Below are 26,022 nucleotides of genomic sequence, written 5' to 3'. Positions count from 1 at the left end.
GTCCCGCGGGTCAGGCGCCCTGCACCGCGGCCACCTGCCAGGTGCTCACGAAGTCCGGGTCGACCACGATCTCGCCGGTGTCGCGCAGGGTGTAGCGGCCGGTGCGGGCCTTGCGGTAGGCCGCGACCTCGGCCGGCAGCACGGCCGGTTCCGGCTGGCCCGGGCGTTCCACCACGACCACGCCGTCGGCCACCTCCAGCACCCGGCCGCAGAACTGCTGGGCGTTGGTGACGTTGCCGTCCTCGTCGAAGAACGTGATGCCCACCAGCAGGCGATGGCCGACCATGACGCCGAGTTGCTCGCCTCCACGCATCAGACGGCGCGGGGCGGAGGGCCGGTTCGGGTCGATCGGGCCGGTGCGGTAGTGACCGGTGCGCTCTTCCTCGGTCAGGCCGTCATCCTGATCGTCGGTCAGGTCGTCGGTCAGGGGGCCGGCCGGGTGGCCGGCGTAGGGCTCCTGTTCGTACCGGGTCAGGTCGATGCGCTCAGCGGGCGGTGCGGGCACCGGCGTGGAAGTCGCCGTGACGGACGGGGTCTCGGCCGAGGCAGCGGCGTCGGCGACCGCTCCCAGATCGATGCCCCGGTATCCGGACGCCACGACCACCGGGCTGATCACCTGCTCGGTGCCGGGTCTGTCCCCGGTGCCGCCGCTCAGCGCTTCACCGCCAGCAACAGCCCGCCACCGGTCGGCAGCAGCGCGGGGAGCAGCTGCTTGTGGTCGCGCACCGCCTTGCCCAGGTCGCGGATCGAGGTGGTGACGGCGTCGCGCTGCGCCGGGTCGGCCACCCGGTCGCGGTGCAGGGCGCCGTCGAGGGCCAGCGCGCCACCGGGGCGCAGCAGCCGGACGGCCTGCTCCAGGTATTCGTCCACGTCGATCGTGCCCGCCTCCAGTAGCACCAGGTCGTACGCGGCGTCGGTGAGCCGGGGCAGCACCTCGAGGGCCCGGCCGGGAATCATCCGGGTGCGGTTGGGGCGAATGCCCGCCTCGGCGAACGCCTCCCGGGCGGCCCGCTGGTTCTCCACCTCGACGTCGATCGTGGTGAGCACGCCGTCGGCGGGCATGCCGCGCAGCAGGTGCACACCGCTGACGCCGGCGCCGGTGCCGATCTCGACCACCGCGCGGGCCTTCAGCGCGGCGGCCAGCACGCCCAGAACCGCGCCCGCGCCCGGGGCGATGGCGGAACAGCCCAGCTCGTCGGCGCGGGCCCGGGCGCGGGCCAGCACGTCGTCCTCGGGGACGAACGTCTCGGCGTAGGCCCAGCTGGCGGGCGTCGGGGCTTTGATCGCTGGCTCCAGTGGCGGTGTAGCTGGTGGTGGAACAGCTCCACCAATACCGCACAGCCTAATGCTCCGTCCCCGCGACACTCATCTACTACAGACAGGGGACGTCGCCCGCCGGGCGTACCGCGCGTGGTGCACGAGGGGGAACCGGTGTACCGCCGCTGCCCTGGGAACGCCTCAGGGTCGGGCCGGGGAACGGCCTGATGGCGCCCGGCGGCCCGGACGCCGAGGATGGTCGGGTGATCGAGGGACGACGAGCTCCCAGGAAACTCCAGGGTTCGGCTGACAGCGTTCATCGGTATCGATCGGGAACGCGGCACCCAAGTGACGCGTTGGGACCAGTTGAGTGAGAGGCGCTCACGTGAGTGGCACGAGGCCCGAAGCGTGGGCGAGGATGGGAGGCAGGGTGTCGGCGTACGCGATACCTGCGGGGTCGTTCCCGCTGAGGCTGTTCGGTCGGGGTCGCGCGCAGGACCGGACGGGCCGAGGCGTGGGTGAGTCCCGCCTCGCACCGTCCGAAGGGTCCGGGTTGCCGCACGAGGCACCGCAAACGTCAGAGGCACGCGCCGTGGAGCGTTCCACCTCGCCTGCCCAGGCCGCTGCGGCGGAGGTCGCCTGGACGCCGCCGAGCTGGGACGAGATCGTCCGGGAGCACTCGGCCCGGGTGTACCGGCTGGCCTACCGGCTGACCGGCAACCAGCACGACGCCGAGGACCTCACCCAGGAGGTCTTCGTCCGGGTCTTCCGCTCGCTCTCCTCCTACACCCCGGGCACGTTCGAGGGGTGGCTGCACCGCATCACCACCAACCTCTTCCTCGACCAGGCGCGGCGCAAGCAGCGCATCCGGTTCGACAACCTGACCGACGAGGTCACCGACCGGCTGCCCGGTCGCGAGGCCGGTCCGGAGCGGGCCTGGGAGCACAACAACCTCGACTACGACGTGCAGCGGGCGCTCGACGCGCTGCCGCCCGACTTCCGGGCCGCGGTCGTGCTGTGCGACATCGAGGGTCTGTCCTACGAGGAGATCGCCGCCACGCTCGACGTGAAGCTCGGCACCGTGCGCTCCCGCATCCACCGCGGTCGTGCGCTGCTGCGCGAGGAACTGGCGCACCGCCGGCCCACCGTGCCCGCCTACACCCAGGGCAGCGTGGTCGCTCCCTCCGGTCAGGTAGCCCCATGAGCCATCTCGGTGGACGTCTGAGCGAGCTGGTCGACGGCGAACTCGAGGGTGCCGCCGCCGACCGCGCGCTCAGGCATCTCGCCGATTGCCGGGACTGCCGGGACGCGCTCGAGATCGAGCGGCTGATGAAGCAGCGTCTCGCCAGCCTGGTGGTTCCGGAACCGGGCGACGACCTGCTCCGGAACCTGCTCGACCTGGGCGGTCCGGCCGGCCCGCTCCCGCCCCGGCGGGAGCACGTGCCCGGCAGCCCGCGACCGGCGTTCGTCTCGCCCGGCGCGGGTCTGCGCCCGGCAGGTCGTCACGACGTGCGGGTGTTCGCCGCCCCCGCCCCGCCGAGCCGGGGCAACGCGCTGGCCGGTCAGCGCCGTGCTCGTCTCAGCCGTCCCCAGCGCCGTGTCGCCGCCACCCTGGTCGGCGCCGCCTGCCTGGTCGGGGCCGGTGTGGCCGGAGGTGTGGCCAGCCACGCGGTCAGCGCGGCCGACGTGGTCACACCGGTCGACAGCTTCGTGGTCCGGCACATCGCCACCACCAACATGAGTCCCTTCAGCTCGGAGAACAGCTGGACGGGCCTGGGCGGTCGCTGAATCCCGCCCGCGCGCACGTAGAGTGCGTCCGTTGGTGTCGATGCGCCGCGCTCTGACAGGCGTGCGAGAGTTGGGCCCGGGCCTGAACCGGCCGCCCACCGCACGCTCATGAGCACCACCGCCGAGGAGCAGGGATGACTGACGAGGACCAGCCGTCAAAGGACGAGCAGGTCTACTGGGCGCCGCCGGCCGGGACGCCGGCGACCGGAGCGACGCAGCCCGGAACGCCACAGTCGGAGACGTTGCAGTCGGGAACGCCACAGCCCGGGACGCCGCAGACGGGAATGACGCCGTCCGGGGCGCAGCGGTCTGACGAGGCGCGGTTCGATGAAACGCAACCCCGTGCGACGTACGGCCATCTCGCCCAGCCCGGGGAATCGGCTGCGAAGGCATCGGGATACGGCTCTGCGCAGTCCTTTTCGGCTGATCCGGAAGACCTGTCGCCGCGGTCCGATGCCGCGCCGGACGTTCAGCGGACCCGCCCCCTGGGGTACGGTGACCAGAGCGCGACGCTCGCGGGTCACGATGCGCAGCCGGGTGCCGAGCACTCCCCGCAGTCCTACGGTTCCACGTCCGAGCTGAACCGGCCGGAGCAGGCGGAACTCGACAGCGACACGGCAGCCACGAGCCCGTCGCACGAGGCCGACCGGCCCGGCGTGCCGACGCCTCCCCAGACCGTCACCGCCCCCGCCTGGCCCGCCTACCCGGCCAACCAGCAGCAGTCCCAGTTCAGCAACGCCGACGACGCCACACAGCACACCCCGTACCCGCAGGCCGCGCCGGTCCAGGCCGAGCAGCGCACCCCGCTGTTCCAGGCCCCGCCGAGCGCCTGGTCCTCACCCAGCGGGCCGAATCCCGGCCGTCCGGGCCCGTGGTCGGCAGACCTGGGTGACAACCCGGGCCAGCAGCACCCGAACCAGCAGTACGGCACCACCACCCAGCAGAACCAGTACGGCCAGCAGAACCAGTACGGCTACGGCCCCCAGCCCCACCCGCAGCAGCCAAGCGACGGCGCCACGCCGGGCACCCAGCCCTGGGGCCCGCCCCCGCCGATCCCCGCGGGCCGGGCCACCGGCCGCACTTCCGGTCGCGCCTCGCTGATCGCGGCGGCGCTCGGGGTCGGGCTGCTCGCCGGAGTGCTGGGCGGGTTCGGCGGCAGTGCCCTCTACGACGACATCTCCGGCACCGACGGGCGCGACCCCACGGTGTCGCTGCCCGACCCGGTGAAGGACAACCGCGAGCAGACGGCCGGTGAGGTCACCGCGGTGGCCACGGCGGTGACGCCGAGCGTGGTGTCGCTGGAGGTCACGGCGGGCACCACCGAGGGCACCGGCTCGGGTTTCGTGGTCGACGCCGAGAAGGGCTACATCCTCACCAACAACCACGTGGTGTCGGCCGAGACCGACAGCACCGCGTCGTCCATCCAGGTCGTGTTCCAGGACGGCACCCAGGCCAAGGGCACCGTGGTGGGGGCCGACGCGTCGTACGACCTGGCCGTGGTCAAGGTGAAGGCCAAGGGCCTGCAAGAACTCACCTTCGGTGACTCCGACGAGGTGCAGGTGGGCGACCCGGTGGTGGCGATCGGCGCCCCGCTGGGTCTTCAGGGCACCGTCACCACCGGCATCGTGAGCGCCCTGAACCGCCCGGTCGCCGCCGGCGAGGGCGACACCCCGGCCTTCATCAACGCGATCCAGACCGACGCCGCGATCAACCCCGGCAACTCCGGCGGCCCGCTGGTGAACGCCGCGGGCCACGTGATCGCGGTGAACTCGGCGATCGCCCGGGTGCCCGACTCCACCGGCACGAGCGGCACCACCGGCGGCAGCATCGGGCTGGGCTTCGCGATCCCCAGCAACCAGGCCCAGCGCACCGCCGAGCAGCTCATCCGCACCGGTAAGGCCGACCACCCGATCATCGGCGTCACCCTCGACTCGTCCTACACCGGCGAGGGCGTGCTGGTCAGCCAGAGCGCCACGGACGGCCAGGACCCGGTCACCTCGGGCGGCCCGGCCGACGAGGCCGGCATCGAACCGGGCGACGTGATCACGAAGTTCAACGGCCGGCCGGTGACGGCGCCGGACGAGCTGATCGTCGCGATCCGCGCAGAGACGCCGGGCGACACGGTGACCCTGACCATCCGCCGCGACGGCGGTGGCGAGAAAGACGTGAAGGTGAAGCTGAGTGCGTCCAGTGACTGAGCGTGGCGACTACGGGAACCACCAGACCAATACGGCGTACCGGGCGGTTGGAGTTCCGCTCGGCAGCGCCTAGTCTCGCGTTGTGTTCGGTATCAATCCGGCTGAGTTCATCGTCTTGCTGGCGGTGGCTGCGGTCGTGCTCGGCCCGGAGCGGCTGCCTCAGTACGCGCAGCAGCTCGCCCGGATCGTCGTCGAGCTCCGGCGGATGGCGCAGGGCGCCAGCCGTCAGGTGCGCGAGGAGCTCGGGCCCGAGTTCGACGAGATCGACTGGCAGAAGCTCGATCCGCGCCAGTACGACCCGCGCCGCATCGTGCGCGAGGCGCTGGCCGACGCCTGGGACCCGGACGACCCGCTCGGTCTGAAGGAGAACGGGTACACCAAGGAAGGGCTGAGCACGGACGGCGCCAAGCCGTCGGCCAACGGTGCCGCGGCGCGCTCCTCGTCGTCCTCAAGCAGTTCGGCCCCGGGCGGCTCGGAGAAGAACGACGACACCCCGAAGCCGCCCGCCGGCACCCCGGCCTTCGACCCCGACGCCACCTAGGCAACCGGACCTAGGCAACCGGAGTGACGGATCGTGCGGAGGCAGCTGCCTCCGCACGATCTCGCGTCTCTAGCGACCCGCCGGGGTCAGTCCCAGCGAGCGCCCGGCCAGCCCACGCGCCCGCTTGCCCAGCCTGCGCGCCACCTGGGTGAGCGCCTGGGAGGCCGCGCTGTCGGGGTGCGACAGAACCACGGGCGTCCCCACGTCACCGCCCTCGCGCAGCGAGGTGTCCAGCGGAATCTGGCCGAGCAGCGGAACCGGCGCGCCGATCGACTCGCCGAGCGAGTTCGCCACCGTCTGGCCACCACCCGAGCCGAAGATCTCCAGCCGGCTGCCGTCGGGCTGCTCCAGCCACGACATGTTCTCGACCACGCCGACCACCTGCTGCTTGGTCTGGAGCGCGATCGACCCGGCCCGCTCGGCCACCTCGGCGGCCGCGGTCTGCGGGGTGGTGACGACCAGGATCTCGGCGGTCGGCAGCAGCTGGGCCACACTGATCGCGATGTCGCCGGTGCCGGGCGGCAGGTCGAGCAGGAGCACGTCGAGGTCGCCCCAGAACACGTCGGTGAGGAACTGCTCCAGCGCCCGGTGCAGCATCGGCCCGCGCCACACCACCGGCTGGTTGCCGGGCACGAACATGCCGATCGAGATGACCTTCACGTCGTGTGCGACCGGCGGCAGGATCATCTCGTCCATGCGCGTGGGCGGCCGGTCGACGCCGAGCATGCGGGGCACCGAGAAGCCGTAGACGTCGGCGTCGAGCACGCCGACCGACAGGCCGTCGGCCGCCATCGCGGCGGCCAGGTTGACCGTGACCGACGACTTGCCCACACCGCCCTTTCCGGAGGCGACCGCGTAGATCCGGGTCAGCGAACCCGGCTTGGCGAACGGGATCTCGCGGGCGACCTCGCCGCCGCGCAGTTTCTCGCGCAGCGCCCCGCGCTGCTCGTCGGACATCACGCCGAGGTCGACCCGCACCTCGTCGACGCCGTCGAGCGCGCCGACCGCCGCCTTCACGTCGGAGGTCAGCCGGTCACGCATCGGGCAGGCCGCCACGGTCAGCAGCACGGAGACCCGGATCGTCGAGCCGTCGACGTCTACCGACTCGACCATGTCGAGTTCGGTGATCGGACGGCGGATCTCGGGATCGTTCACCGTGGCGAGAGCGGCGTGGACGGCATCGAGCAGCGGCGCTGGCATACACCGATGGTATGACCCTCGCGACACGGTGCAGGACGCGCGGGTCGGTTGATAACGATTCGGCGCGCGGAATGGCGCGATGTGCTCCAAGATGGTCCCGGGCCCGGGGGCGCCCAGCGATTCACGGGACCACGACCGGCGGGGGAGAAGAGCGTCGGTCGGAACGACCTTGGAGGTGTGGTGGTACTACCGCCACGAACCCCGCTGCCGGCGGGTGCGGTGCCGAGTTTCGACGAGCTGTGCGTGCGCACGGCCTCCCGGCTGGGCAGCCCTGTCGCCCTGATGACGCTGGTCGACGAGGAGGGGCAGGCCCTGCCGGGTGCCTTCGGGCTGGCCGAGCCGTGGAGCTCCGAGCGCTGGACCCCGCTGACCCACTCCTTCTGCCAGCACGTGGTCACCTCGGGCGAGCCGTTCGTGGTGGCCAACGCCAACGACGACCCGCTGGTGGCCCGCAACCACGCGATCATGGAACTCGGGGTGATCGCCTACGCCGGGGTGCCGCTGATCGCCGACGGCGTCGTGGTGGGGGCGCTGTGCGCGATCGACCACAAGCCGCGCCTCTGGACCGATTCCCAGGTGGAGGAACTGCGCCTGCTCTCCGCCGAGGCCGCCCTGCTGCTGAAGAAGCAGCTAGGTGGGTAAGGCGTTGCGGCAGTAGGGGCACAGCCGCCAGTCCGCCTCGACCGAGCGCCCGCAGTTCTGGCAGTGCCCGCGGTCCAGGTTGGTGCCGCAGTACGGGCAGGCGATCATGTCCTCGCCCACGTGCCTGCCGCACTGCGGACAGGCATGGGCGGCCTCGGCGTCGGACTGGGTGACCCGGATGACCTCCTCGTAGGTGGTCTTGCCGGCCCTGGCCTTGCGCAGGCCCGAGGCCCGCAACGTGGACATCCCGGCGGCCCGCGCGGCCGCGCTGATCGCGGCCTCGCTGGCGTCCTTCATCAGTACCTGGCGCATGGTGTTGTCCACCACGAGCACCTCGTACACCGCGGTGCGGCCCTTGTACCCGGTGCCACCGCACTCCGGGCAGCCGGTGCCCATCAGCGGGGTGGCCCCGGCCAGGTCGGACGGCAGCAGCCCGAGCACGGTCAGCGTGTCCTGGCTCGGCAGGTACGGCGCCGCGCAGCTCTGGCACGGCGTGCGCACCAGACGCTGGGCGATCGCGCAGGTCAGTGACGACGCGACGAGGAACGGCTCGACGCCCATGTCGACCAGGCGGGTCAGGGCCGCGACGGCCGAGTTGGTGTGCAGCGTGGTGAGCACCAGGTGACCGGTGATCGAGGCGGTCAGCGCCAGCTCGGCGGTCTCCTCGTCACGCACCTCACCGACCAGGATGATGTCCGGGTCCTGCCGCAGGATCGAGCGCAGGCCGGCCGCGAAGGTCATCCCGATCTTGGCGTTCGCCCCGACCTGGGTGATGCCTGGCAGCTGCACCTCGACCGGGTCCTCCAGCGTCACGATGTTCTTCTCCGGGTCGCTGATCTGCGCGATCGCGGAGTACAGGGTGTTCGTCTTGCCCGAGCCGGTGGGCCCGGTGATCAGCACCAGGCCCTGCGGCACGGCCAGCGACGCCTCGAAGTTGGCCAGCTGGTCCGGCTCGAAGCCCAGCTGCGACAGCGACGGCACCTCGTCGCCGCGGGTCAGCAGCCGGATGACGACCTTCTCGCCGTGCAGGCTGGGCAGGGTGCTGATGCGGCAGTCGATGGCCATGCCCTCGACCACGATCCGGGTTCGGCCGTCCTGCGGGATCCGGCGCTCGGAGATGTCCAGGCCGGACATGATCTTGATCCGGCTGATCACCGAGGTGGCGATCCGGCGCGGCGCGTTCATCACGTCGCGCAGCAGGCCGTCGATGCGGTAGCGCACGCGCAGCACCTCGCGCTGCACCTCGACGTGGATGTCGGACGCGCGCAGCCGCACGGCGTCGCCGAAGATCCGGTTGACCAGCTTGACGATGGGCGCCTCGTCGTCGGTCGCGCCCAGCAAGGTGAGGTCGGCCTCGTCCTCCTCGACGCTCTCCTCGGCCATCGACACCGCGCTGGAGTCGGCGCCGAGCGACCAGGCCCGGGCCAGCTGATCGCGGATCTGGCTGTCGGTCGCCACCATCACGGTGATGTCCGCGCTGCGGGTGTACAGCTTCACGTCGTCGAGCGCGAGCACGTTCGTCGGGTCGGCGGCCGCCACCAGCAGGCCCTTGGAGGTGCGGTCGAGCACCAGCACGCGGGTTCGCTCGGCCACCGCGCGGGGCAGCAGACGCACCACGTCGGGGGCGGGCATCGTGCGCGAGAGGTCGACGATCTGGAGGCCGAGCAGTTTGGCCAGGGCCTCGGCGACGTCGCGCTCGGTGGCCAGGCCGAGGTCGGACACCACCTGGCCGAGGCGGCGGCGCGGGGCGTCGGGGCGGCGCTGGTCGTTGAGGGCCAGCTCCAGCTGCTCGGCCGTGAGCAGGCCGGACTCCACCAGCACGTCACCCAGCCGCCGACGTCCGGCGACTGGCGACGGCCCGGCCTGCCGGGGCGGCCCGGCGTTCGGAGGGCTCGTCGTCACGAACTCTCTGTCGGCACCGAGAGCTCGTTGTTTAAGCCGTAACGGTGACCAGTTGGCCGGGAACCGTTGCGGTCCGTACCCGGCGCAGACGTTCGTGCCCCGTTCGAGCCGCCGTTCGAGGGTTCCTTCGGTGACTTGGGGTTCTTCTTCTTGGTCCGGGGCGGCCGGTCGTCGATCTCCTCCAGCAGGGCCCGCAGCTCCGACCGGACGAAGTCCCGGGTGGCCACCTCGCCCAGCGCGATCCGCAGCGCGGCCACCTCGCGGGCCAGGTACTCGGTGTCGGCCAGGGCTCGTTCTGCCCGGTCCCGGTCCTGCTCGGCGGCCACCCGGTCCCGGTCGGCCTGCCGGTTCTGGGCCAGCAGGATCAGCGGCGCCGCGTACGACGCCTGAAGGCTCAGCAGCAGCGTCATCAGGGTGAAGTTGAGCCGGCGCGGGTCGAACTGGAGGCTCTCGGGCGCCAGCCAGTTCCAGGCCAGCCAGCCCCCGACGAACACCGTCATCCCGACCAGGAACGAGGCGGTGCCCATGAACCGGGCGAACCGCTCGGAGGCCCGCCCGAAGCGCTCGGCGTCGACCGGCGGGCCGCTGCGGCGGCCGCGCAGCGAGGCGTCCAGGGGCGTGTCCAGCCCGCCACCACCGGACGGCAGAAAACGCCGCACCAGGTTCCGGATGTCAGACGACACGCGGGATCTCCCCGGTCAGGGTGAAGTCGCGCAGGTCCGCCGGGTCCTCACGCCAGTGCTGCGGCAGCAGGTGGTCGAGCACGTCGTCGACCGTGACCGCGCCGACCAGCCGGCCGAGCTCGTCGGCGACCGGTACCGACACCAGGTTGTAGTGCGCCATGTGCCGGGCCACCTGCTCCAGCGGGGCGTGGGTGGGCAGTGGCTTCACGTCCTTGTCCACGATCTGCCCGAGCGGCTGGTGCGGGGGCTCGCGCAGCATCCGCTGGATGTGCACCATGCCCAGGTACTTGCCGGTGGGTGCCTCCAGCGGCGGACGGCAGACGAACACCGCGGCCGCGATGGCCGGGGACAGGTCGGGATGCCGCACCCGGGCCAGGGCCTCGGCAATCGCGGCGTCGGGCGGCAGCACCACCGGTTCCGGCGTCATCAGGCCGCCGGCCGTGTCGTCGCCGTAGGCCAGCAGCCGGCGCACGTCCGCCGCCTCGTCCGGCTCCATCAGCTCCAGCAGCTGGTCGCGCTGCTCCAGCGGCAGTTCTGACAGCAGGTCGGCGGCGTCGTCGGGCTGCATCGCCTCCAGCACGTCGGCGGCCCGGCCGCTCTCCAGCTCGGTGAGGATCTCGACCTGTGCCTCCTCGGGGAGCTCCTCGAGGACGTCGGCCAGCCGTTCGTCGGTCAGCGCCGAGGCCACCTCGTGGCGGCGTTTGGGGGCCAGTTCGTGGATCACCTCGGCCAGGTCGGCGGCCTTCAGCCCGTCGAAGGCGGCCAGCAGGTTGGCCGCGCCCTGACGTTCCTCGACGATGCCGAACCCGTCCAGCGCGTCGATGTCGACGACGAAGGCTTCACCCCTTCGGGCGAAGCGGCCCTGTCGCACCCGGCGCACGTACGCCTTGCACAGCCGCCACTCCCTGGACCGCGTCGGCTCCATGGCGACGTCCTCGATCGTCACCCGGCTGCCGTCCTCGGTCAGCGTGACGGTGCGGTCGAGCAGCTCGCCCAGCACCAGTGTCTCGGTCGGGCGCTGCTCGAAGCGGCGCATGTTCACCAGGCCGGTGGTGATGACCTGACCTGCGTCGATGTTGGTCACCCGGGTCATCGGCAGGAACACCCGGCGACGCCCGACCACCTCGACCACGAGCCCGACGACGCGGGTCGGCTTGCCGGGCCGGAACATGCTGATGACGTCGCGGACCCTCCCGACCTGATCGCCGAGCGGGTCGAAGACGGCCAGACCGGCCATCCGCGCGACGAACACCCGATTCGCGGCAGTGCCCACGTGCCTCAGACTAGGCGGAGGGTGCGGGATCGGCTCGCCGAGCGCCGGTGGTGCTGGTCACCCGATGGTGGACGACGAAACACCCGGACCGGGCTCCTCGTCGTCCTCAGTTCTGGTCGTTCTCGCGACGCCGCCGCAGCCGCAGGGCGCGCCGCAGCCGGCCGCCCAGATGGAAGGGCTCCCGCTCGGTGGTGGTGCCCGGGCCACCGGGCGGCGGCAAAGCTCCCGCCGGCGTCTCGTCGTCGCCCTCCGCGGCCACGGTCACCGCGATCGGGCGCAGCAGCGAGATCACCGCACCCGACGCCCAGCGCTCGCGCTGCTGGGCCACGTCCACCGCGTTCAGCCGGGCCGCCGACAGCACGGTCGCGGCCGCGTCCCACTCCGGGGTGTGCGCGGTGAGGGTGTCGACGTGGGCGAGGAACCCGATGACGGCGGCGCCGGTGTCCTTGCTGCGCGCCATCACCTCGAGCTCACCGCTGAGCATCGGCAGCATCTGCTCGCCCGAGCCGTAGACCACGGCCACCGCGTCGTCGTGCCAGGTGTGCCAGACCGCCTGATATCTCTCCGCCCCAGCGGGTTTCAGCCAGACCACGTCGCTCCGGCTACAGGCCTCGGCAACCAGTGCGGCCTCGACCGGTGACAACGGACGGCGCAGCTGCTGGCCGTTGCCTTGGGCGGGGTGGGTGGTCACACATGCGAGAGTGCCACACCCGTCTGGGCGTTCCGCCCGGTCCGGGCGGTCCGCTACCGAGCTGTGGCCAGAAGGTGACCTGATCACCGCGCGGCCGTGACTTGGGGCTCTGGTAGGAGTGTGGTGTGTCCACATTTCGCGCCTGGATCCTCGTAGCCGTCGCCGTGCTGGGGGTTTCCACCTCGGGCCCGGTCACCGCGGGCACGCTCGCCCCGGTCGTGGCGATCGCGTTCTGGCGCAACGTGGCCGGGGCCGGGGTCAGCGGAACCTGGGCGCTGCTGCGCGACCGCCCCGGGTTCGGCGCCCTCACCGCCCGCCGGTTCTGGCTGTCGGTGTTCTCCGGCCTGGTCCTGGCCACGCACTTCACCAGCTGGTTCGCCGGGCTCCGGCTGACCAGCGTGGCGGCGGCGACCGCGCTGTGCGCCACCACCCCGATCTACACGGTGGCCTTCGACCTGGTGCGCCGGGTGCCGGTGCCGCGCGCGGTGCTGATCGGCGTCGCGGTGTCGATGCTGGGCGTCGTCTCGATCACCGGGGTGGACGCCGGGCGCTCCGCCCAGGCCCTCGCCGGTGACCTGCTCTCGCTCTACGCGGCCGGGGCGATGGGGGTGTATGTGCTGACCGGGGAGAGGGTCATGCGCACCACGTCACCCGCGCTGTACACGCTGATCGCCTACGCCTCGTGCGCGCTGGTGCTGCTGCCCACCGCCCTGCTCACCGGTACCCCGCTGACCGGTCTGAGCACCCGCAGCTGGATCGAGATCGGCGTGGTCACGGTCGGCGCGCAGGTGCTCGGGCACACCCTGATCAACGTCACCCTGCCCACGCTCGGGGCCACGCCGGTGTCGCTGGCCATCCTCTTCGAGGTGCCCGGCGCGGCCCTGCTGGCCTGGGCCTGGCTGGGCGAGGCGCCGCCGCTCGCGGTGCTGCCCGGTGCGGTGCTGATGCTGGCCGGGCTGGTCGTGGTGGTGCGCTCGCGGCGGGCACCGGCCCCGGCCGAGGTGCTGGAACCCGCGGCCTAGCCGGAAAGTTCCTGGCCGGAAAGCTCCTGGGCCAGAGCCAGAATCCGCTTCGCGTTCTCGGCGTGCAGGTTCTCGACGAGCCGCCCGTCCACCGTGGCCACGCCGCGGCCGTCGGCCACCGCCCGGTCCCAGGCCGCCAGCACCGCCCGGCTGTGCTCCACCTGCTCCGCCGACGGCGCGAACACCCGGTTGCACGGCTCCACCTGGGCCGGGTGGATCAGCGTCTTGCCGTCGAGGCCGAACTGCCGGCCCTGCACGCACTCGGCCTCGAACCCGGCCAGGTCGCGCACGTCGTTGTACACGCCGTCGAGGATCACCCGGCCCTCGGCCCGGGCACCGAGCACCGCCAGGCCGATACCGGCCAGCAGCGGTGCGCGGCCCGGTACGTGCTCGGCGTGCAGCTCGTTCGCCAGGTCGTTGGTGCCGAGCACGAGCACGCCCAGTCGTGGTGACGAGGCGGCGATCTCGCGGGCGGCGAACATCGCGGCGGGCGTCTCCAGCAGGGCCCACACCGCCGTGCCGTCGGGGGCCCCGGCGGTCTCCAGATCGCGCTCCACGGTGTGCACGGTCTGTGGGCCGGACACCTTGGGGATCAGCACGGCGTCCGGCGCCACCCGCGCCACGGCACGCAGATCGTCCGCGTACCAAGGGGTTCCGGGGGCGTTCAGGCGCACCACCAGCTCCCGCCCGGACCGGGCGAGTTCCGGCACCGCAACGCAGACCGCCTCCCGGGCGGCGGTTTTCGCCTCCGGGGCGACCGCGTCCTCGAGATCGAGCAGCAGCACGTCGGCCGCCAGGGCGCGGGCCTTCTCCAGGGCGCGCCGGTTCGAGCCCGGCACGTACAGGGCCGAGCGCCGGGGCCGGCCCGTCACCACCGTCGTCACCGGGGGTGTGTGGCCAGGAAGGCGGCCCCGGCCCGGGCCCGGGCGATCACCACGCGGGCGGTGAACCCGGTCAGGGCGAGGATGAGCACGCAGAAGACCAGCCGCAACGGATCGGTCGGGTCGCTGACCGCGATGCCCAGGGCCGCGATCGCCCCACCCAGGCAGAACCACACGCCGATCCGCCGGGCCACCATCCCGTCGGCCGTGGCCCGCAGCCGCGGCAGGTCCTGGGCGCGCACCCGGCCGTTCTCCTCCACCGTGCGGCGCAGCCCGGCCTGGTCGGCCGGGGTCAGCCCGCTGAGCTCCGGCGGCACCCGGCCGATCGCCGAGCCGCCCAGGGTGGCCCGTGCCATCGGCACGATCATCACGATCACGCCCACGACGACGAGGATCAGGCCGCCGATCGCGAGTACGTCTTCACCGGTCACCGCTCCAGCCAATCGTCCCGGCACCGGTGAGTCCAGCCCCGGACGGGCCCGAGTGACCGAGTGCACCCGCCCGGCCGACGACGGCGACGTGGCGCACGTGCCGTTCACATGTGCCGTTCACCGGAGGAACCGGGGCTCTGGGATCCGCGTTGGGCACGAGTACATGCTGCCGGGAGGAAGCGCGGGTACGTTGAGAGACATGAGTGCCGATGCGGTCCGGCCGCCTGCCACGCTGGTGGGCCAGGCGGTCGTCTGCGGAATCGCCGTCGCCGCGGCCCGGTTCGTGCCGGTGCCGCTGCTCGACGACGCGATCCGGCTGCGAGCCACCCAGGTCGCCGTCGTGCGCACCCTGCGCGCGGGTCAGCGCACCTACCCGTCCAAGCGGGTCGCGCCGCTCTACGAGGGTGCCGACGGCGGGGTCTTCCACGACGCGATGAAGTACCTGCGCTCGGTACCCCGCCGCGTCGTGCTCTTCCCGGTCCGCAAATACGTCGCGATCTTCGGCGCGGTGAAGGGCGTCCCCACCGACGTGATGAAGGTGGTGCTGCTCTCCCGCGTGCTGCACCGCAGCCTGGTGCAGAACCGGTTACCTGAGGACGACGAGGAGGCCGCGCGCGAGCAGCAGGCCCTGCGGATCCGCCAGGCCTACGACGAGGCCTTCAAGGGCATGGACCTGCGCCTGCTCTCGGCCGCCATCGCCGACGGCCTGTCCCAGGGTCGCAGGCTCACGCCCGCCGCGGTGAAGTTCGCCCGCAGCACGTTCGGCAAGCCCGACGACCAGAAGGTGACCGACGCCGAGCTACGGCCCGACGGCGCGGTGGGCGAGAGCGCCGAGCGGGTCGAGGAAGCCCTCGACCGGCCCGAGATCCAGCTCATCCTGGAGCGTTTCGACGAGGAGTTCGAGCGGGTCCTGGCCCGCGGCCCGCGTTCCTGAACTCGCCCGCGTTCCGGAACGGCTCAGAGGTGGATGCCGCACTCCGACTTGGCCCGCCCGGCCCAGCGCCCGGCCCGCGCGTCCTCGCCCGGTGCCACGGCCCGGGTGCAGGTCGAGCAGCCGATCGAGCGGTAACCCATCTGGAGCAGGGGATTGCTCAGCACCTCGGGGTGGGCGTCCTGGTAGTTCTGCACGTCCTCGTCGGTCCAGGCCGCGATCGGTGCCAGCTTGAGCAGGTCCCGCTTGGCGTCCCAGCGCACCACCGGGGTGCCGGCCCGGTCGGGGGAGTCCACCCGGCGCAGGCCGGTGGCCCAGGCCCGGTAGCCGCGCAGCGCGTTGTCCAGCGGCGCCACTTTGCGCATGGCGCAGCAGGCGTCCGGGTTGCTCTGCCACAGCTTGCCGCGCCTGGCCTCGTGCTCCTCCACCGACTCCTTCGGCCGGATGCTGAGCATGCGCAGCGGGTAGGAGTGCTGCACGGCCTGCGCGGTGCCGATGGTCTCGGCGAAGTGATATCCGGTGTCGACGAACAGCATGTCGGTGCCGGGCACCGCACGGGAGGTCAGGTGCGCCAGCACGGTGTCGCCCATCGACGCGGTGATCACCAGGCCCTTGCCGAAAGCCCTTCCGGCCCAGCCCAGCACGGTGAGCGGGTCGGCGCCCTCGAGCACACCGTTGGCCTCGTCCGCGAACCGCTGCGGGTCTTCTTCCAGGGCGGCCGCGACGTCCTCGGGCCGGCTGATCAGGGAACCGATCATGATGGCGTCACTCTCCAGTGCGGGTGCCGGGGGTGGGGCCCGCGGAATGGGAACGTGAAAGGGGGATAGGGGTTTCGATCTGCTCCGGTCGGTGCAGTCCGTGGAAGGCCAGGCTGAACACGCGAAGACAGCTGCGGCAGTGCCAGCCGCCGCGGGTCAGACCCTCGACCGTGCCGCTCGCGACCGGTCGCAGGTCTTCCTCGCCGCAGAACGGGCAGCAGTACGGCACTGCGCGCGAGCTGTCGGAACTCATGTCAGGTCAGCCTCTTCCGCCCGGTTGACCCAGGCCGCGAAGGTCTCGTCGTCCTTGCGCTGCGCCAGCCAGCGGCGCACCATCCGCTCGACGTAGTCGGGCAGATCGGCGGCGGTGCTCTTCAGACCGCGCACCTTGCGGCCGAAACCGGCGTGCACGCCCAGGCCACCGCCGAGGTGGATCTGGAAGCCGTCCACCGTGTCGCCCTGCGGGTCGGCCGGATTCGGCAGCTGCACACCCTTCAGGCCGATGTCGGCGATCTGGGCACGGGCGCAGGAGTTCGGGCAGCCGTTCATGTTGATCGACAGCGCCGGGCCGTCGAGGGTGAACAGCTCCGGCACGTCGGCCAGCCGGTTCTCCAGCTCGGCCACCAGGTCGGTCGCGGTGCTCTTGGTGGCCGTGATCGCCAGCTTGCAGAACTCGATGCCGGTGCAGGCCATCGTGCCCCGCCGGAACGCGGAAGCCCTTGCCGTGAGCCCGATCTCCTCCAGGTTGTCGAGCAGGTCGGGCACCTTGGAGGCCACGACGTCCAGAATCACGATCTTCTGGTGCGGCGTGAACCGGATGCGGTCGCTGCCGGCCTGCTCCGCGGCGTCCGCCAGCCTCGCCAGCGACTCGCCGCTGACCCGGCCGACCACCGGAGCCACCCCGACATAGAACTTGCCGTTCTTCTGCCGGTGCACACCCACGTGGTCGTGCCGGCCCTCGGGCAGCTCCGGAGCCGGGCCGTCGACCAGCTTGCGGTGCAGGTACTCGTCTTCCAGCACCCGGCGGAAGACGTCCGGGCCCCAGTCGGCCATCAGGAACTTCAGCCGGGCCCGGTTGCGCAGCCGGCGGTAGCCGTAGTCGCGGAAGATCCGGATCACGCCGTGCCACACGTCGGGCACCTCGTCGAGCGGCACCCAGACACCCAGGCGCTGCGCGAGCATCGGGTTCGTCGAGAGCCCGCCGCCGACCCACAGGTCGAAACCCGGCCCGTGCTCGGGGTGGTTCACCCCGACGAACGCGATGTCGTGGATCTCGTGCGCGACGTCCTGGTTCGGGTTGCCGCTGATCGCGGTCTTGAACTTGCGCGGCAGGTTCTGGAGTTCCTCGTCGCCGACGTACATCTCGCGGATCCTGAGGATCGCGGGCGTCCCGTCGATGATCTCGTCGGCGGCCACTCCGGCGACCGGCGATCCGAGGATGACGCGCGGCGTGTCACCGCAGGCGTCCACGGTGATCAGGCCCGCCTCGCCGAGTTCCGTCCAGATCTCCGGCATGTCCTCGATCCGGATCCAGTGGAACTGGATGTTCTGCCGGTCGGTGACGTCTGCCGTGTCTCGGGCGTAACGGGTGGAGATCGAGGCGAGCGTGCGCAGCTGCTTCAGGTCGACCGCACCGCCGTCGGTGCGCACCCGGAGCATGAAGTACTCGTCGTCCAGCTCGTGCGGCTCCAGCGAGTTGGTGCGGCCGCCGGGGATTCCCGGACGGCGCTGGGTGTACAGACCCCACCAGCGCATCCGGCCCCGCAGGTCGTCACCGGGGATGCTGGCGAAGCCACCCTGGGCGTAGGAGTCGAAAACCCGCTCCCGGACGGCCAGTCCGCCCTCTTCCGCCTTCCATGCCTCGTTGGGCGTGAGCGGGCTGGTCTCACCCAGGGCCCACTGTCCCTCCGAGCGCTTGGGCCGGGGCGGGAAGACGGTACCGGCCCCGGTCTGGGCGGTTTCGGTGGTCACGGGCGGTTCCTCCGGGTGAGGGCAGAGTTGCGGTCAGTAGTGCGCACACCTCAGACCGCGGTCACCACCCGGCCGGGGCCGCGAAAAAAGGGCCGGTTCGGGAAGGTGGTGAGCGATCGGGTGTGAAGATTGGCTGAGGGGCGCGAGCAGGTTCGGATCGGCGATTACCGACAGGCCGCGCTCGCGGTCCTGAGCAGGTCGACGTAGGCGCGCCTCGTCAGGTTCTTCACGGTGGCGCTGGTGGCCGATGAACCGTCGGGCGACAGTCGGGCTCGCATGTTCTCCTCCATCGGTCCTGGCGGTAGCACCGGGCCCGGCAAGCTGGTTGCGGGGTGGTTGCTGCGACGTCTTCGAGCCAGGTCTCTCGGCCGCTCTGGATGGTTTTCTTGACCGTACGTTCACATAACGACTGCGTCAACGAGAAAGTCCATCATGTGGGACGACGAACGCGCGCCGTGCCCACCCGCCGGACTGGCCCCTCTGCGGTCAGTCATGGAGAACCCGCAGGTGGAGGGCGCCATTCCCGCCGTGGAGCAGTAATCGGCCGGATGCTCTTCGTTACGCAGTGGTGTCGCTCACAAAAGCTCACATAGGCGTACCGCCAAGCAGCGGTTGGAGCCGGGCGCCGAAACGCCGGTCGCGTCGCCACGCCGGGCCCCCGGTTTTCGGCGGACCTCTCGAACTGCGACGCGAAGGCCCCCGACCTAACGTGTCCGCATGGCTACCACGACTACTTCCCGACAGGAACAGCTCGGTACGACCCAGGTCAGCCCCAACCAGCCGGACGCCTTCCAGGGCAAGCCGTCGTACACGGTGCCCGGGATGACGATCGAGCAGGGCGCTGCCACGGCGGCCGTGCTCCAGAAGATCCTCAACACCTACAACGACCTGCACCTCACGCTGAAGCACGTGCACTGGAACGTGGTCGGCCCCAACTTCATCTCGGTGCACGAGATGATCGACCCGCAGGTGGAGACGGTCCGTGGCTACGCGGACGCCGTCGCCGAGCGGATCGCCACGCTGGGCAGCTCGCCGCAGGGCACCCCGGGCGCGCTGGTCGAGCAGCGTGACTGGGACGACTACTCGATCGGCCGGGCCGGCGCGATCGAGCACCTCGCCGCCCTCGACACCGTGTACGTCGGCGTGATCAGCAGCATCCGCAAGGCCGCCGCCGACACCGAGGAACTCGACGACGTCACCAACGACCTGCTGATCGGTCACCTGCACGAGATCGAGCAGTTCCACTGGTTCGTGCGGGCCCACCTGGAGAACGCCGGTGGCGTGCTCAGCACCGAGGGGGCGACCACCGAGAAGGGCGCCGCGAAGAGCGCCACGTCCTGAGGCGGCCGGGTTCAGCTGTCGGCATAGGGCCGGCCGAAACTCCCCCGAGGGCCTCACGCGTTCAGTTCTGTGAGTCACCTGACGAGATCCCGGCGGTCCCTGGCGCGGATGCGCCGGGGGCCCGGGATCAGGGAGAATGATCATATGTCGAACCTCAGCTCGCTCCGGTCGCAGCCCCAGCCGGGCCTGCCCACGCCGCCCCGTGGCGACACCATCGCGCAGTACGCCACCTACCTGGAGGCGCAGCGGGCGGTCGACTACCTCTCCGACAACCACTTTCCGGTCCAGGCCGTCACCATCGTGGGGGTCGACCTCCAGATGGTCGAGCGGGTCACCGGGCGGCTCACCTACTCCCGGGTGGCCGTGGCGGGGCTGCTGTCCGGTGCCTGGTTCGGTCTGTTCGTCGGGCTGCTGATCTCGTTGTTCGGCAGTGCCGAGGGTTTCAGCGTGCCCGCCGCCATGCTGATCGGCGCCGCGTTCGGTGGTCTGTTCAGCCTGATCTCCTACGCGTTCACCGGCGGTCGCCGTGACTTCACCTCGAGCAGCCAGATCGTGGCCGGCGAGTACCGCGTGCTCTGCCTGACCGAGCAGGCCGGTGCCGCTCGTCAGCTGCTGAACAAGCTGGCTGACGAGGGCGGCCCGCGCAGCCGGCCCGAGGGGGCCGACCAGAACGTCGCGTATTCGCAGTCGCCGCAGGGGCAGTCGTACGGCCAGCCCTACCCGGCGCCGCAGAACCAGCCACAGAACCAGCCGTGGGGTCAGCCCTGGGGCCAGCCCGGATCCGGGCCGCAGGGGCAGGCCGGCCAGCCTGGTCAGCACGGCCAGCCGGGTCAGTACGGCCAGCCTGGTCAGTACGGGCCCTCAGGCGGATACGGGCAGCCGGGTCAGTACGGTCAGCCTGGGCAGTACGGTCGGCCTGGCCAGCCCGGGCAGTACGGCGACCCGAGCCAGCCTGGTCAGTTCGGGCAGCCGGGTCAGGGTGGTCAGCCGCAGGAGCAGCAGGCTCCGCCGGTCACCGGGCCCACCTACAGCGAGATGATGGAACGCAAGCGCGCCGAGGAGCGTGAGGCGGCGGAACGTGAGGCCGCCGAACGTCACCGCCGCGAGCAGGCCGAGCGTGAGGCCGCCGAGCACCGCCGCCAGGAGCAGGCCGGTCTCGAGCGGGCGGAACGTGAAGCCGCAGAACGTCGTCACCGCGAGCAGGCTGCCGCCGGGCAGCCCGAGGCCGAGGCCGGGGCGGCGTCGGCCGAGACGCAGCAGATTCCCCCGACCCAGGTGCAGCCCACCCGGCCCGGGCACGAGCAGTAGCCCGCACGAGCAGCACTGGCACGAGCCGTGGCCGGGCACGAGCAGTAGCCGGCGCCGAGCGGTGGCGGGCCGAGCGGTGGCCGGGGTGAGGGTGCCGAATCCCGGCCCACCGCGCGGTGATACGGGTCAGCGGAGGCTGGGGAACCGCTCCCGGTACGACGGCACCGCCACCCCGCCGGATGCCGTGCGGTCCACGCCGTTCGCGGCGAGCACGGCATCCATGACCGCGAGCATCACTGCATCCGCCGCGGCTGCCTGAACGCCGACCGTGGTGGTGAAATCCACCTCGATCTCGCCGGTGGCCAGGGCGAAGACCGTGTCTCCGTCGAGCAGGGTGTGGGCCGGGGCCAGAGAACGCGCCAGACCGTCATGGGCCGCGGTGGCGGTTCGCCGTGCCCGCGCCGGATCCAGGACAGTGTTCGTGGCCACCACGGCCAGCGTGGTGTTGGCCGCGGAGGGCGCGGTGGCGGCAGCGAGATCGCCCAGGTAGCGCGCGTTCTCGGCGGGATCGGGCAGGCCGGGGCGGGTCAGGCCGGGCGGCACGAAGGCCGTGCCCAGCAACCCGCCGGTGGTCGCGTCGAGGGGCGACCCCAGAGCATTGAGGACGACGAGAGCCCCGACCACCACCCCGCCGGGCAGCGTGATCGACGCCGTGCCGATGCCGCCCTTCAGGGTGCCCCGGGCGGCCAGGGCCCCGGTGCCGGCTCCCACCACACCGCGGGGTGTGCTGGTGCCCGCCGCCCCGGCGGCTTCGTGACCCAGGGCGAAGTCGGGGCGGGCGGACAGGTCGCCGCCGCGGCCCAGGTCGAAAACCGCTGCGGCGGGCACGATCGGCACCAGGACCGAGGACGGGTCGGAGGGTGGCCCGGCGGCGAAGCCGAGACCCTGCTCCAGGCACCACTGTTGCACGCCACCCGCACTGGCCAGGCCGAAAGCGCTTCCGCCGGTCAGGGTCACGGCGTCGACCGTGGGAACGAGCGTGGTCGGGTCGAGGGCGTCGGTCTCGTGGGTGCCCGGTCCACCGCCGCGCACGTCGACGGCGCCGACAGTGCCCGGCGGCGGGATCACCGCCGTGACACCGGTCAGCCAGCCGTCACCGGTTCTGGTCGCGTGGCCGACCCGGATGCCGGGCACGTCGGTGATCGAACCCCAGAGCGGTGTGGGTGTTTCGTCGTCCATGATTGAAAACTACAGCCAGCCGTTGCGCTTGAAGCCCCGGAAGAGACCGGCGCAGATGGTCGCCATCAGGCAGAGCACGGCCGGATAGCCCCAGGGCTGGCGCAGTTCCCACATGTGATCGAAGTTCATGCCGTAGATGCCGGCGATCATCGTGGGCACCGCGGCGATCGCGACCCAGGCCGAGATCTTGCGCATGTCCTCGTTCTCGGCGATCGAGACCCGGGCCAGACCGGCCTGGAGGATCGAGGTGAGCAGCTCGTCGAAACCCGCGACCTGCTCGTGCACCCTGGAGAGGTGGTCGGAGACGTCGCGGAAGTACTCGCGGATCTCGGCGTGGATCAGCCGCCGGGGCCGCTCGGACAGCTCGCGCAACGGCCCGGTGAGGGGCTGCACCGTGCGCTTCATCTCGATGACGTCGCGCTTGAGCTGGTAGATGCGCTCGATGTCGGTGTTGCCGCGCGGGGCGAACACCGTGCTCTCGATCTCTTCCAGGTCTTGCTGCACCGAGTCGACCACGGCCAGGTAGTCGTCGACCACCTTGTCGGCCACCGCGTGCAGCACCGCCGACGGGCCGCCGGAGAGCTGCTCGGTGTCTTCTTCCATCCGGCGCCGCAGACTGGCCAGGGCGGTGTGCTTGCCGTGCCGCACGGTGATCACGAACCACTCGCCGACGAACACCATCACGGCGCCGGTCTCGACCACGTCGCCACCGGCGTCGCGGTCGACCGAGTCGACGTAGGCGAGAGTGCGCATGGCCAGGAACATGTCGTTCTCGTGGCGCTCCAGCTTGGGCCGCTGCCGGGCGCTGGCCGCGTCTTCCAGGGCCAGGGGGTGCAGCGAGAACACCTCGCCGAGCTGCTCCAGCTGCTCCGGCGACGGCTCGTGCAGGCCGAGCCAGACGAAACCGGCTCCTTCGCGCGCGGTTTCGACAGCGTGGTGGAAGTCGGTGGACGGCATGCGGTGGCCGTCGCGGTAGAGCCCCCAGTCCACGGCGGCCTCGAGAAGACCGGCGGTGTTGTCGGTCTCGGTGTCGAGGCGCTGCTTGAGCACGTCGAGAGGGCCGTAGCGCAGCGCCGGGTAGACGTTACGCAGCTGCGTCCGGGGAAGAGCCAGGGACCGGGCGAGGCCGGTGCGGTTGGTACGAGCCATGTTGGGGGTCACCTCCGAGAAAAAAGGCAGCCCCGCGGCGGGTGGCGCACGTCAGATCGGGCGCAACCCTCAGAAAGCTCCGCTGGCCCGGAACGGGACGGCGCGGAGCTCGTGATCCGCGGGGGAGTCGGTACTGGCAGGGGTGTCATCTCTGGACGGCACCGATCTCACCTCCCTCATCCGGGGACCATTCGTCGACCTGCATCGGCCTGGTGGCCACGCTCGTTGATCAGCCGTACGGGCGGGCTGGAACAGCGTTCGGGCCCGGCTCATGCTAACCGCTCGGTAGCGACAACACCGGCCGATCCCTGGACATTCACCGTAAGAGCCGGTAACGGATTGACCTTGCTCACGTGAACACACGCTGTGACCGCCATTGGTCGGGCTCGCGCCGAGAAGTACATCGCCCGGCCCGGCCAAAGCGTTACAGCCCGCCCCCGATTCACCTCTCGTAGGGGTGCGGGGACGGGCTGTGACCGGCTGTGACAGGCTGCGAGGCGGTCAGCGCAGTGACGCCATCCAGGCCTCGATCTCGTCCGGGCGGCGGGGCAGACCGGCCGAGAGGTTCTCCACGCCGTCCTCGGTGACCAGCACGTCGTCTTCGATGCGGACGCCGATGCCGCGCAGCTCCTCGGGGGCGAGCAGGTCGTGCGGGCCGAAGTAGAGACCGGGCTCGATGGTGAACACCATGCCCGGCCGCAGCTCGGCGTCCAGGTACATCTCCTTGCGGGCCTGGGCGCAGTCGTGCACGTCGATGCCGAGGTGGTGGCTGGTGCCGTGCACCATCCAGCGGCGGTGGAACTGGCCGTCCTTCGCCAGCGACTCCTCCGCGGTGGCCGGGATCAGCTCCCACTCGGCCAGGGTCGCGGCGATCACCTTCATCGCGGCGGCGTGCACCTCACGGAACTTCACCCCCGGCCTCGCCACGGCGAACGCGGCGTCGGCGGCGTCGAGCACGGCCTGGTACACCCGGCGCTGCGGCTCGCTGAACCTGCCGGAGACCGGCAGGGTGCGGGTGACGTCGGCGGTGTACAGCGTGTCCACCTCGACCCCGGCGTCCACCAGCACCAGGTCGTCCGGGCGCACCGGGCCGTCGTTGCGGATCCAGTGCAGGGTGCAGGCGTGCGGGCCGGAGGCGGCGATGGTGTCGTAGCCGACGCCGTTGCCCTCGCGCCGGGCGCGGCTCTCGAACACCGTCTCGACCACGCGCTCGCCCCGTACGGCCTGCACGGCCTCGGGCAGAGCGCGGACGATGTCGGCGAATCCGCGGGCGGTGACGTCGACCGCGCGGCGCATCTCGCCGATCTCGAAATCGTCTTTCACCAGCCGCAGTTCGGACACCACGCGGGCCAGCTCGTGGTCGGCGGCGAGCGCCTCCTCGAGGTCGGTCCCGGCGGCCAGGCGGGCGTCGTCGAGGGCCGCGTCGAGCGCCGGGTCGGCGTCACGAACGATGCGGACCCCGACCGCACCGGCGTCCTTGGTGACGGCGGCCCTCAGATCGGCGAGCGGGCGGCAGGTCAGGCCGGTCTCCGCCGCGACCTCCTCCAGGCTGGGGCGCACACCCACCCAGAGCTCGCCGTAGCGCGGGTCGGCATAGAACTGCTCGGTGTCGCGCTCGGCGCGCGGCTGGATGTAGAGGACGGCGTCGAACCCGTTCTCACCCGGCTCCAGCACCAGGGCGGCGTCCGGCTCGCGGTCGGTGCCCAGGCCGGTCAGGTGGGCGAACGCGGAGTGCGGGCGGAAACGGTGGTCGGTGTCGTTGCTGCGCACCCGGAACACCCCGGCCGGCAGCACCAGGCGCTCGCCCGGCAGCTCGGCGGTCAGACGGGCCCGGCGCTCAGCGGCGTAGGGGGCGGAGGGCAGCCGGGCCGGGAGGCCGGCCGGCCGCGGCGCCCAGCCGGACGCGATGAACGCGCGGAAGGCCGGCGAGCTCGGCCGCTCCCGGTGCTCGACCTCCTGCGGCTTCGCCGACTCGCCTTCGGGGCCCTGCACGACGGGTTCGTTCTCGCTCATGTGCACATTGTGCCGCGTGAGGACGCTCAGGGGCAGGCGGGATTCGGCGCATGCCGGGGACGTCCCCGGCCGCTGGGCCGTCCAGGTCGGGTCTGCCCGGCGCGATCCGTCGCGGGGCCGCCGGCCTGCGGGGCCGGCACGCCGATCACGGCACCGCACGCGCGGCGGCTTGACCTGCGTCCCCAGGAGCGGAACCGTCGGTACGTGACCCTTCTGCGTACCTGCCCGCGCTGTGGCGCGGTGGCCCGGGAGCCGGGAGACCACGCGCCCGCCTGGACCTGCGAGCTGCACGGTGAGATCGTCCCGGTCGGCCCGGCGCAGGTGCCCACGCAGAAACTGCTCCGCCAGGTCGCCCTGGACTCGCTGGTGCCGGTCTGGATGCCCAGACCGCTGCCGGAGGGCTGGCAGGTGACCGGCCTGCAATGGGCAGGGGCGGGTGCCGGCGGCACGGTGGCCTGCGTGGTCGCGGTGTCCGGGCCGCACCCGATGCCCGAGGTGGTCGACGAGGAGCCGACGGTCGACCTGATCTTCGTGGCCGAGCAGCCCGGCATCGGGCTGGGGGCGCACCTGGCCGGCCTGGACGGGGTGGATCCCGGGCCGCTGCTGGCCGAGAAGGCCGCGCACGACCCGGCCGAGATCAAGCTGCACGCCGACGAGCACGAGGTGCCGCTCTGGTCGGTCCCGGTCGACGGCGGCCTGGCCTACGTGGGCGAGGCGTCGGGCGTCTGGCTCTGGGTGCTGGCCTGGCCGAGCTCCGCCGCGCTCGTCCTGCTCAACCGGTTCTCCCTGGTGGACGCCAGGAACGTGGAGACCGAGCCCGATCTGCCCTGCGGTCCGCTGACTCCCCGCCTACGCTGACCTGC

General features: G+C 71.8%; 25 protein-coding genes and 1 riboswitch. Of the genes, 10 read left to right on the top strand and 15 right to left on the bottom strand.

What is annotated here, in order from left to right:
• Positions 1 to 10 precede the first annotated feature (10 nt).
• Together KIH74_RS15805 and KIH74_RS15800 are read right to left on the bottom strand one after the other, a co-directional pair.
• Entirely contained in the window at positions 11 to 604 is a 594-nt protein-coding gene (locus tag KIH74_RS15805; RefSeq protein WP_214156701.1) for a hypothetical protein, read from the bottom strand.
• Between the two features lie 47 nt (positions 605 to 651).
• Complete coding sequence (locus KIH74_RS15800) at positions 652 to 1,284, bottom strand: O-methyltransferase (protein ID WP_214157022.1); 633 nt, start codon at positions 1,282 to 1,284, stop codon at positions 652 to 654.
• A 526-nt stretch (positions 1,285 to 1,810) separates the two neighbouring features.
• Between KIH74_RS15800 and sigE the strand changes: the two genes are divergently transcribed.
• The 4 genes from sigE to KIH74_RS15780 all read left to right on the top strand — a co-directional run bounded on the left by sigE (position 1,811) and on the right by KIH74_RS15780 (position 5,784).
• Positions 1,811 to 2,461, top strand: a complete 651-nt coding sequence (gene sigE, locus KIH74_RS15795; protein ID WP_372492068.1) for an RNA polymerase sigma factor SigE — start codon at positions 1,811 to 1,813, stop codon at positions 2,459 to 2,461.
• On the top strand, positions 2,458 to 3,045 hold the full coding sequence (locus KIH74_RS15790) for a zf-HC2 domain-containing protein (protein WP_214156699.1): 588 nt from the start codon (positions 2,458 to 2,460) through the stop codon (positions 3,043 to 3,045). Before sigE ends, KIH74_RS15790 begins: the two co-directional genes overlap by 4 nt.
• Positions 3,046 to 3,179: 134 nt before the next feature.
• On the top strand, positions 3,180 to 5,243 hold the full coding sequence (locus KIH74_RS15785; RefSeq protein WP_246572476.1) for a S1C family serine protease: 2,064 nt from the start codon (positions 3,180 to 3,182) through the stop codon (positions 5,241 to 5,243).
• A gap of 82 nt (positions 5,244 to 5,325) precedes the next feature.
• The gene (locus tag KIH74_RS15780; protein ID WP_214156698.1) at positions 5,326 to 5,784 is read left to right on the top strand and encodes a twin-arginine translocase TatA/TatE family subunit; all 459 of its coding nucleotides are present in this window, start codon (positions 5,326 to 5,328) and stop codon (positions 5,782 to 5,784) included.
• 69 nt (positions 5,785 to 5,853) lie between these two features.
• On the opposite strand, the gene KIH74_RS15775 is transcribed toward KIH74_RS15780, so the two are convergent.
• A complete protein-coding gene (locus KIH74_RS15775) occupies positions 5,854 to 6,984 on the bottom strand; it encodes an Mrp/NBP35 family ATP-binding protein (protein ID WP_214156697.1) in 1,131 nt (376 codons plus the stop codon).
• A 177-nt stretch (positions 6,985 to 7,161) separates the two neighbouring features.
• On the opposite strand from KIH74_RS15775, the gene KIH74_RS37775 reads away from it, so the two are divergent.
• Positions 7,162 to 7,626 (top strand): GAF domain-containing protein, encoded by a 465-nt coding sequence (locus KIH74_RS37775; protein WP_214156696.1) that lies wholly within the window; start codon positions 7,162 to 7,164, stop codon positions 7,624 to 7,626.
• Here the strand turns inward: KIH74_RS37775 and KIH74_RS15765 are convergent.
• From KIH74_RS15765 to KIH74_RS15750, 4 genes are all read right to left on the bottom strand, one after another.
• On the bottom strand, positions 7,615 to 9,528 hold the full coding sequence (locus KIH74_RS15765; protein WP_214156695.1) for an ATPase, T2SS/T4P/T4SS family: 1,914 nt from the start codon (positions 9,526 to 9,528) through the stop codon (positions 7,615 to 7,617). The two genes, KIH74_RS37775 and KIH74_RS15765, sit on opposite strands and share 12 nt — an antisense overlap.
• Positions 9,525 to 10,211: a DUF1003 domain-containing protein gene (locus KIH74_RS15760; protein WP_214156694.1), complete on the bottom strand. Its 687-nt coding sequence runs from the start codon at positions 10,209 to 10,211 to the stop codon at positions 9,525 to 9,527. Before KIH74_RS15760 ends, KIH74_RS15765 begins: the two co-directional genes overlap by 4 nt.
• Positions 10,201 to 11,484, bottom strand: a complete 1,284-nt coding sequence (locus KIH74_RS15755) for a magnesium transporter MgtE N-terminal domain-containing protein (RefSeq protein ID WP_308113804.1) — start codon at positions 11,482 to 11,484, stop codon at positions 10,201 to 10,203. The genes KIH74_RS15760 and KIH74_RS15755 overlap by 11 nt, the downstream gene beginning before the upstream one ends.
• 106 nt (positions 11,485 to 11,590) lie before the next feature.
• A complete protein-coding gene (locus KIH74_RS15750) occupies positions 11,591 to 12,175 on the bottom strand; it encodes a hypothetical protein (RefSeq protein WP_214156693.1) in 585 nt (194 codons plus the stop codon).
• A 125-nt stretch (positions 12,176 to 12,300) separates the two neighbouring features.
• Between KIH74_RS15750 and KIH74_RS38630 the strand changes: the two genes are divergently transcribed.
• Complete coding sequence (locus KIH74_RS38630) at positions 12,301 to 13,197, top strand: DMT family transporter (RefSeq protein ID WP_214156692.1); 897 nt, start codon at positions 12,301 to 12,303, stop codon at positions 13,195 to 13,197.
• On the opposite strand, the gene KIH74_RS15740 is transcribed toward KIH74_RS38630, so the two are convergent.
• Positions 13,194 to 14,081: an HpcH/HpaI aldolase/citrate lyase family protein gene (locus KIH74_RS15740; protein WP_214156691.1), complete on the bottom strand. Its 888-nt coding sequence runs from the start codon at positions 14,079 to 14,081 to the stop codon at positions 13,194 to 13,196. The two genes, KIH74_RS38630 and KIH74_RS15740, sit on opposite strands and share 4 nt — an antisense overlap.
• Entirely contained in the window at positions 14,078 to 14,509 is a 432-nt protein-coding gene (locus KIH74_RS15735; protein ID WP_214156690.1) for a hypothetical protein, read from the bottom strand. Before KIH74_RS15735 ends, KIH74_RS15740 begins: the two co-directional genes overlap by 4 nt.
• Before the next feature lie 199 nt (positions 14,510 to 14,708).
• Between KIH74_RS15735 and KIH74_RS15730 the strand changes: the two genes are divergently transcribed.
• Positions 14,709 to 15,443, top strand: coding sequence for a hypothetical protein (locus KIH74_RS15730; protein ID WP_214156689.1), 735 nt, complete (start codon positions 14,709 to 14,711; stop codon positions 15,441 to 15,443).
• A 23-nt stretch (positions 15,444 to 15,466) separates the two neighbouring features.
• On the opposite strand, the gene KIH74_RS15725 is transcribed toward KIH74_RS15730, so the two are convergent.
• From KIH74_RS15725 to KIH74_RS39205, 3 genes are all read right to left on the bottom strand, one after another.
• A complete protein-coding gene (locus KIH74_RS15725; protein WP_214156688.1) occupies positions 15,467 to 16,198 on the bottom strand; it encodes a phosphoadenylyl-sulfate reductase in 732 nt (243 codons plus the stop codon).
• A 249-nt stretch (positions 16,199 to 16,447) separates the two neighbouring features.
• Positions 16,448 to 18,169 carry a nitrite/sulfite reductase gene (locus KIH74_RS15720; RefSeq protein ID WP_214156687.1) on the bottom strand — a complete coding sequence of 574 codons (1,722 nt, stop codon included), beginning with the start codon at positions 18,167 to 18,169 and terminating at the stop codon, positions 16,448 to 16,450.
• 164 nt (positions 18,170 to 18,333) lie between these two features.
• The gene (locus KIH74_RS39205) at positions 18,334 to 18,447 is read right to left on the bottom strand and encodes a putative leader peptide (protein ID WP_372492067.1); all 114 of its coding nucleotides are present in this window, start codon (positions 18,445 to 18,447) and stop codon (positions 18,334 to 18,336) included.
• A 5-nt stretch (positions 18,448 to 18,452) separates the two neighbouring features.
• A riboswitch (SAM riboswitch) is annotated at positions 18,453 to 18,553 on the bottom strand.
• Between the two features lie 438 nt (positions 18,554 to 18,991).
• On the opposite strand from KIH74_RS39205, the gene KIH74_RS15715 reads away from it, so the two are divergent.
• Both KIH74_RS15715 and KIH74_RS15710 read left to right on the top strand, forming a co-directional pair.
• Complete coding sequence (locus KIH74_RS15715; protein WP_372492076.1) at positions 18,992 to 19,510, top strand: Dps family protein; 519 nt, start codon at positions 18,992 to 18,994, stop codon at positions 19,508 to 19,510.
• Positions 19,511 to 19,654: 144 nt separating this feature from the next.
• Entirely contained in the window at positions 19,655 to 20,818 is a 1,164-nt protein-coding gene (locus tag KIH74_RS15710; protein ID WP_214156685.1) for a general stress protein, read from the top strand.
• A gap of 126 nt (positions 20,819 to 20,944) precedes the next feature.
• Here the strand turns inward: KIH74_RS15710 and KIH74_RS15705 are convergent, their stop codons facing one another.
• The 3 genes from KIH74_RS15705 to KIH74_RS15695 all read right to left on the bottom strand — a co-directional run bounded on the left by KIH74_RS15705 (position 20,945) and on the right by KIH74_RS15695 (position 25,159).
• On the bottom strand, positions 20,945 to 21,997 hold the full coding sequence (locus KIH74_RS15705; RefSeq protein ID WP_214156684.1) for a P1 family peptidase: 1,053 nt from the start codon (positions 21,995 to 21,997) through the stop codon (positions 20,945 to 20,947).
• Positions 21,998 to 22,006: 9 nt separating this feature from the next.
• Positions 22,007 to 23,146, bottom strand: coding sequence for a magnesium and cobalt transport protein CorA (locus KIH74_RS15700; protein WP_214156683.1), 1,140 nt, complete (start codon positions 23,144 to 23,146; stop codon positions 22,007 to 22,009).
• A 501-nt stretch (positions 23,147 to 23,647) separates the two neighbouring features.
• Complete coding sequence (locus tag KIH74_RS15695; protein ID WP_214156682.1) at positions 23,648 to 25,159, bottom strand: aminopeptidase P family protein; 1,512 nt, start codon at positions 25,157 to 25,159, stop codon at positions 23,648 to 23,650.
• Positions 25,160 to 25,363: 204 nt separating this feature from the next.
• Between KIH74_RS15695 and KIH74_RS15690 the strand changes: the two genes are divergently transcribed.
• Entirely contained in the window at positions 25,364 to 26,017 is a 654-nt protein-coding gene (locus KIH74_RS15690) for a DUF6758 family protein (protein WP_214156681.1), read from the top strand.
• The last annotated feature ends 5 nt before the right edge of the window (positions 26,018 to 26,022 follow it).

It is taken from the genome of Kineosporia corallincola (genome assembly GCF_018499875.1).
In the GTDB taxonomy this organism is placed as follows: domain Bacteria; phylum Actinomycetota; class Actinomycetes; order Actinomycetales; family Kineosporiaceae; genus Kineosporia; species Kineosporia corallincola.
The sequence above is the reverse complement of the archived record's forward strand: the minus strand, read 5'-3'. Positions and strand labels throughout refer to the sequence as shown.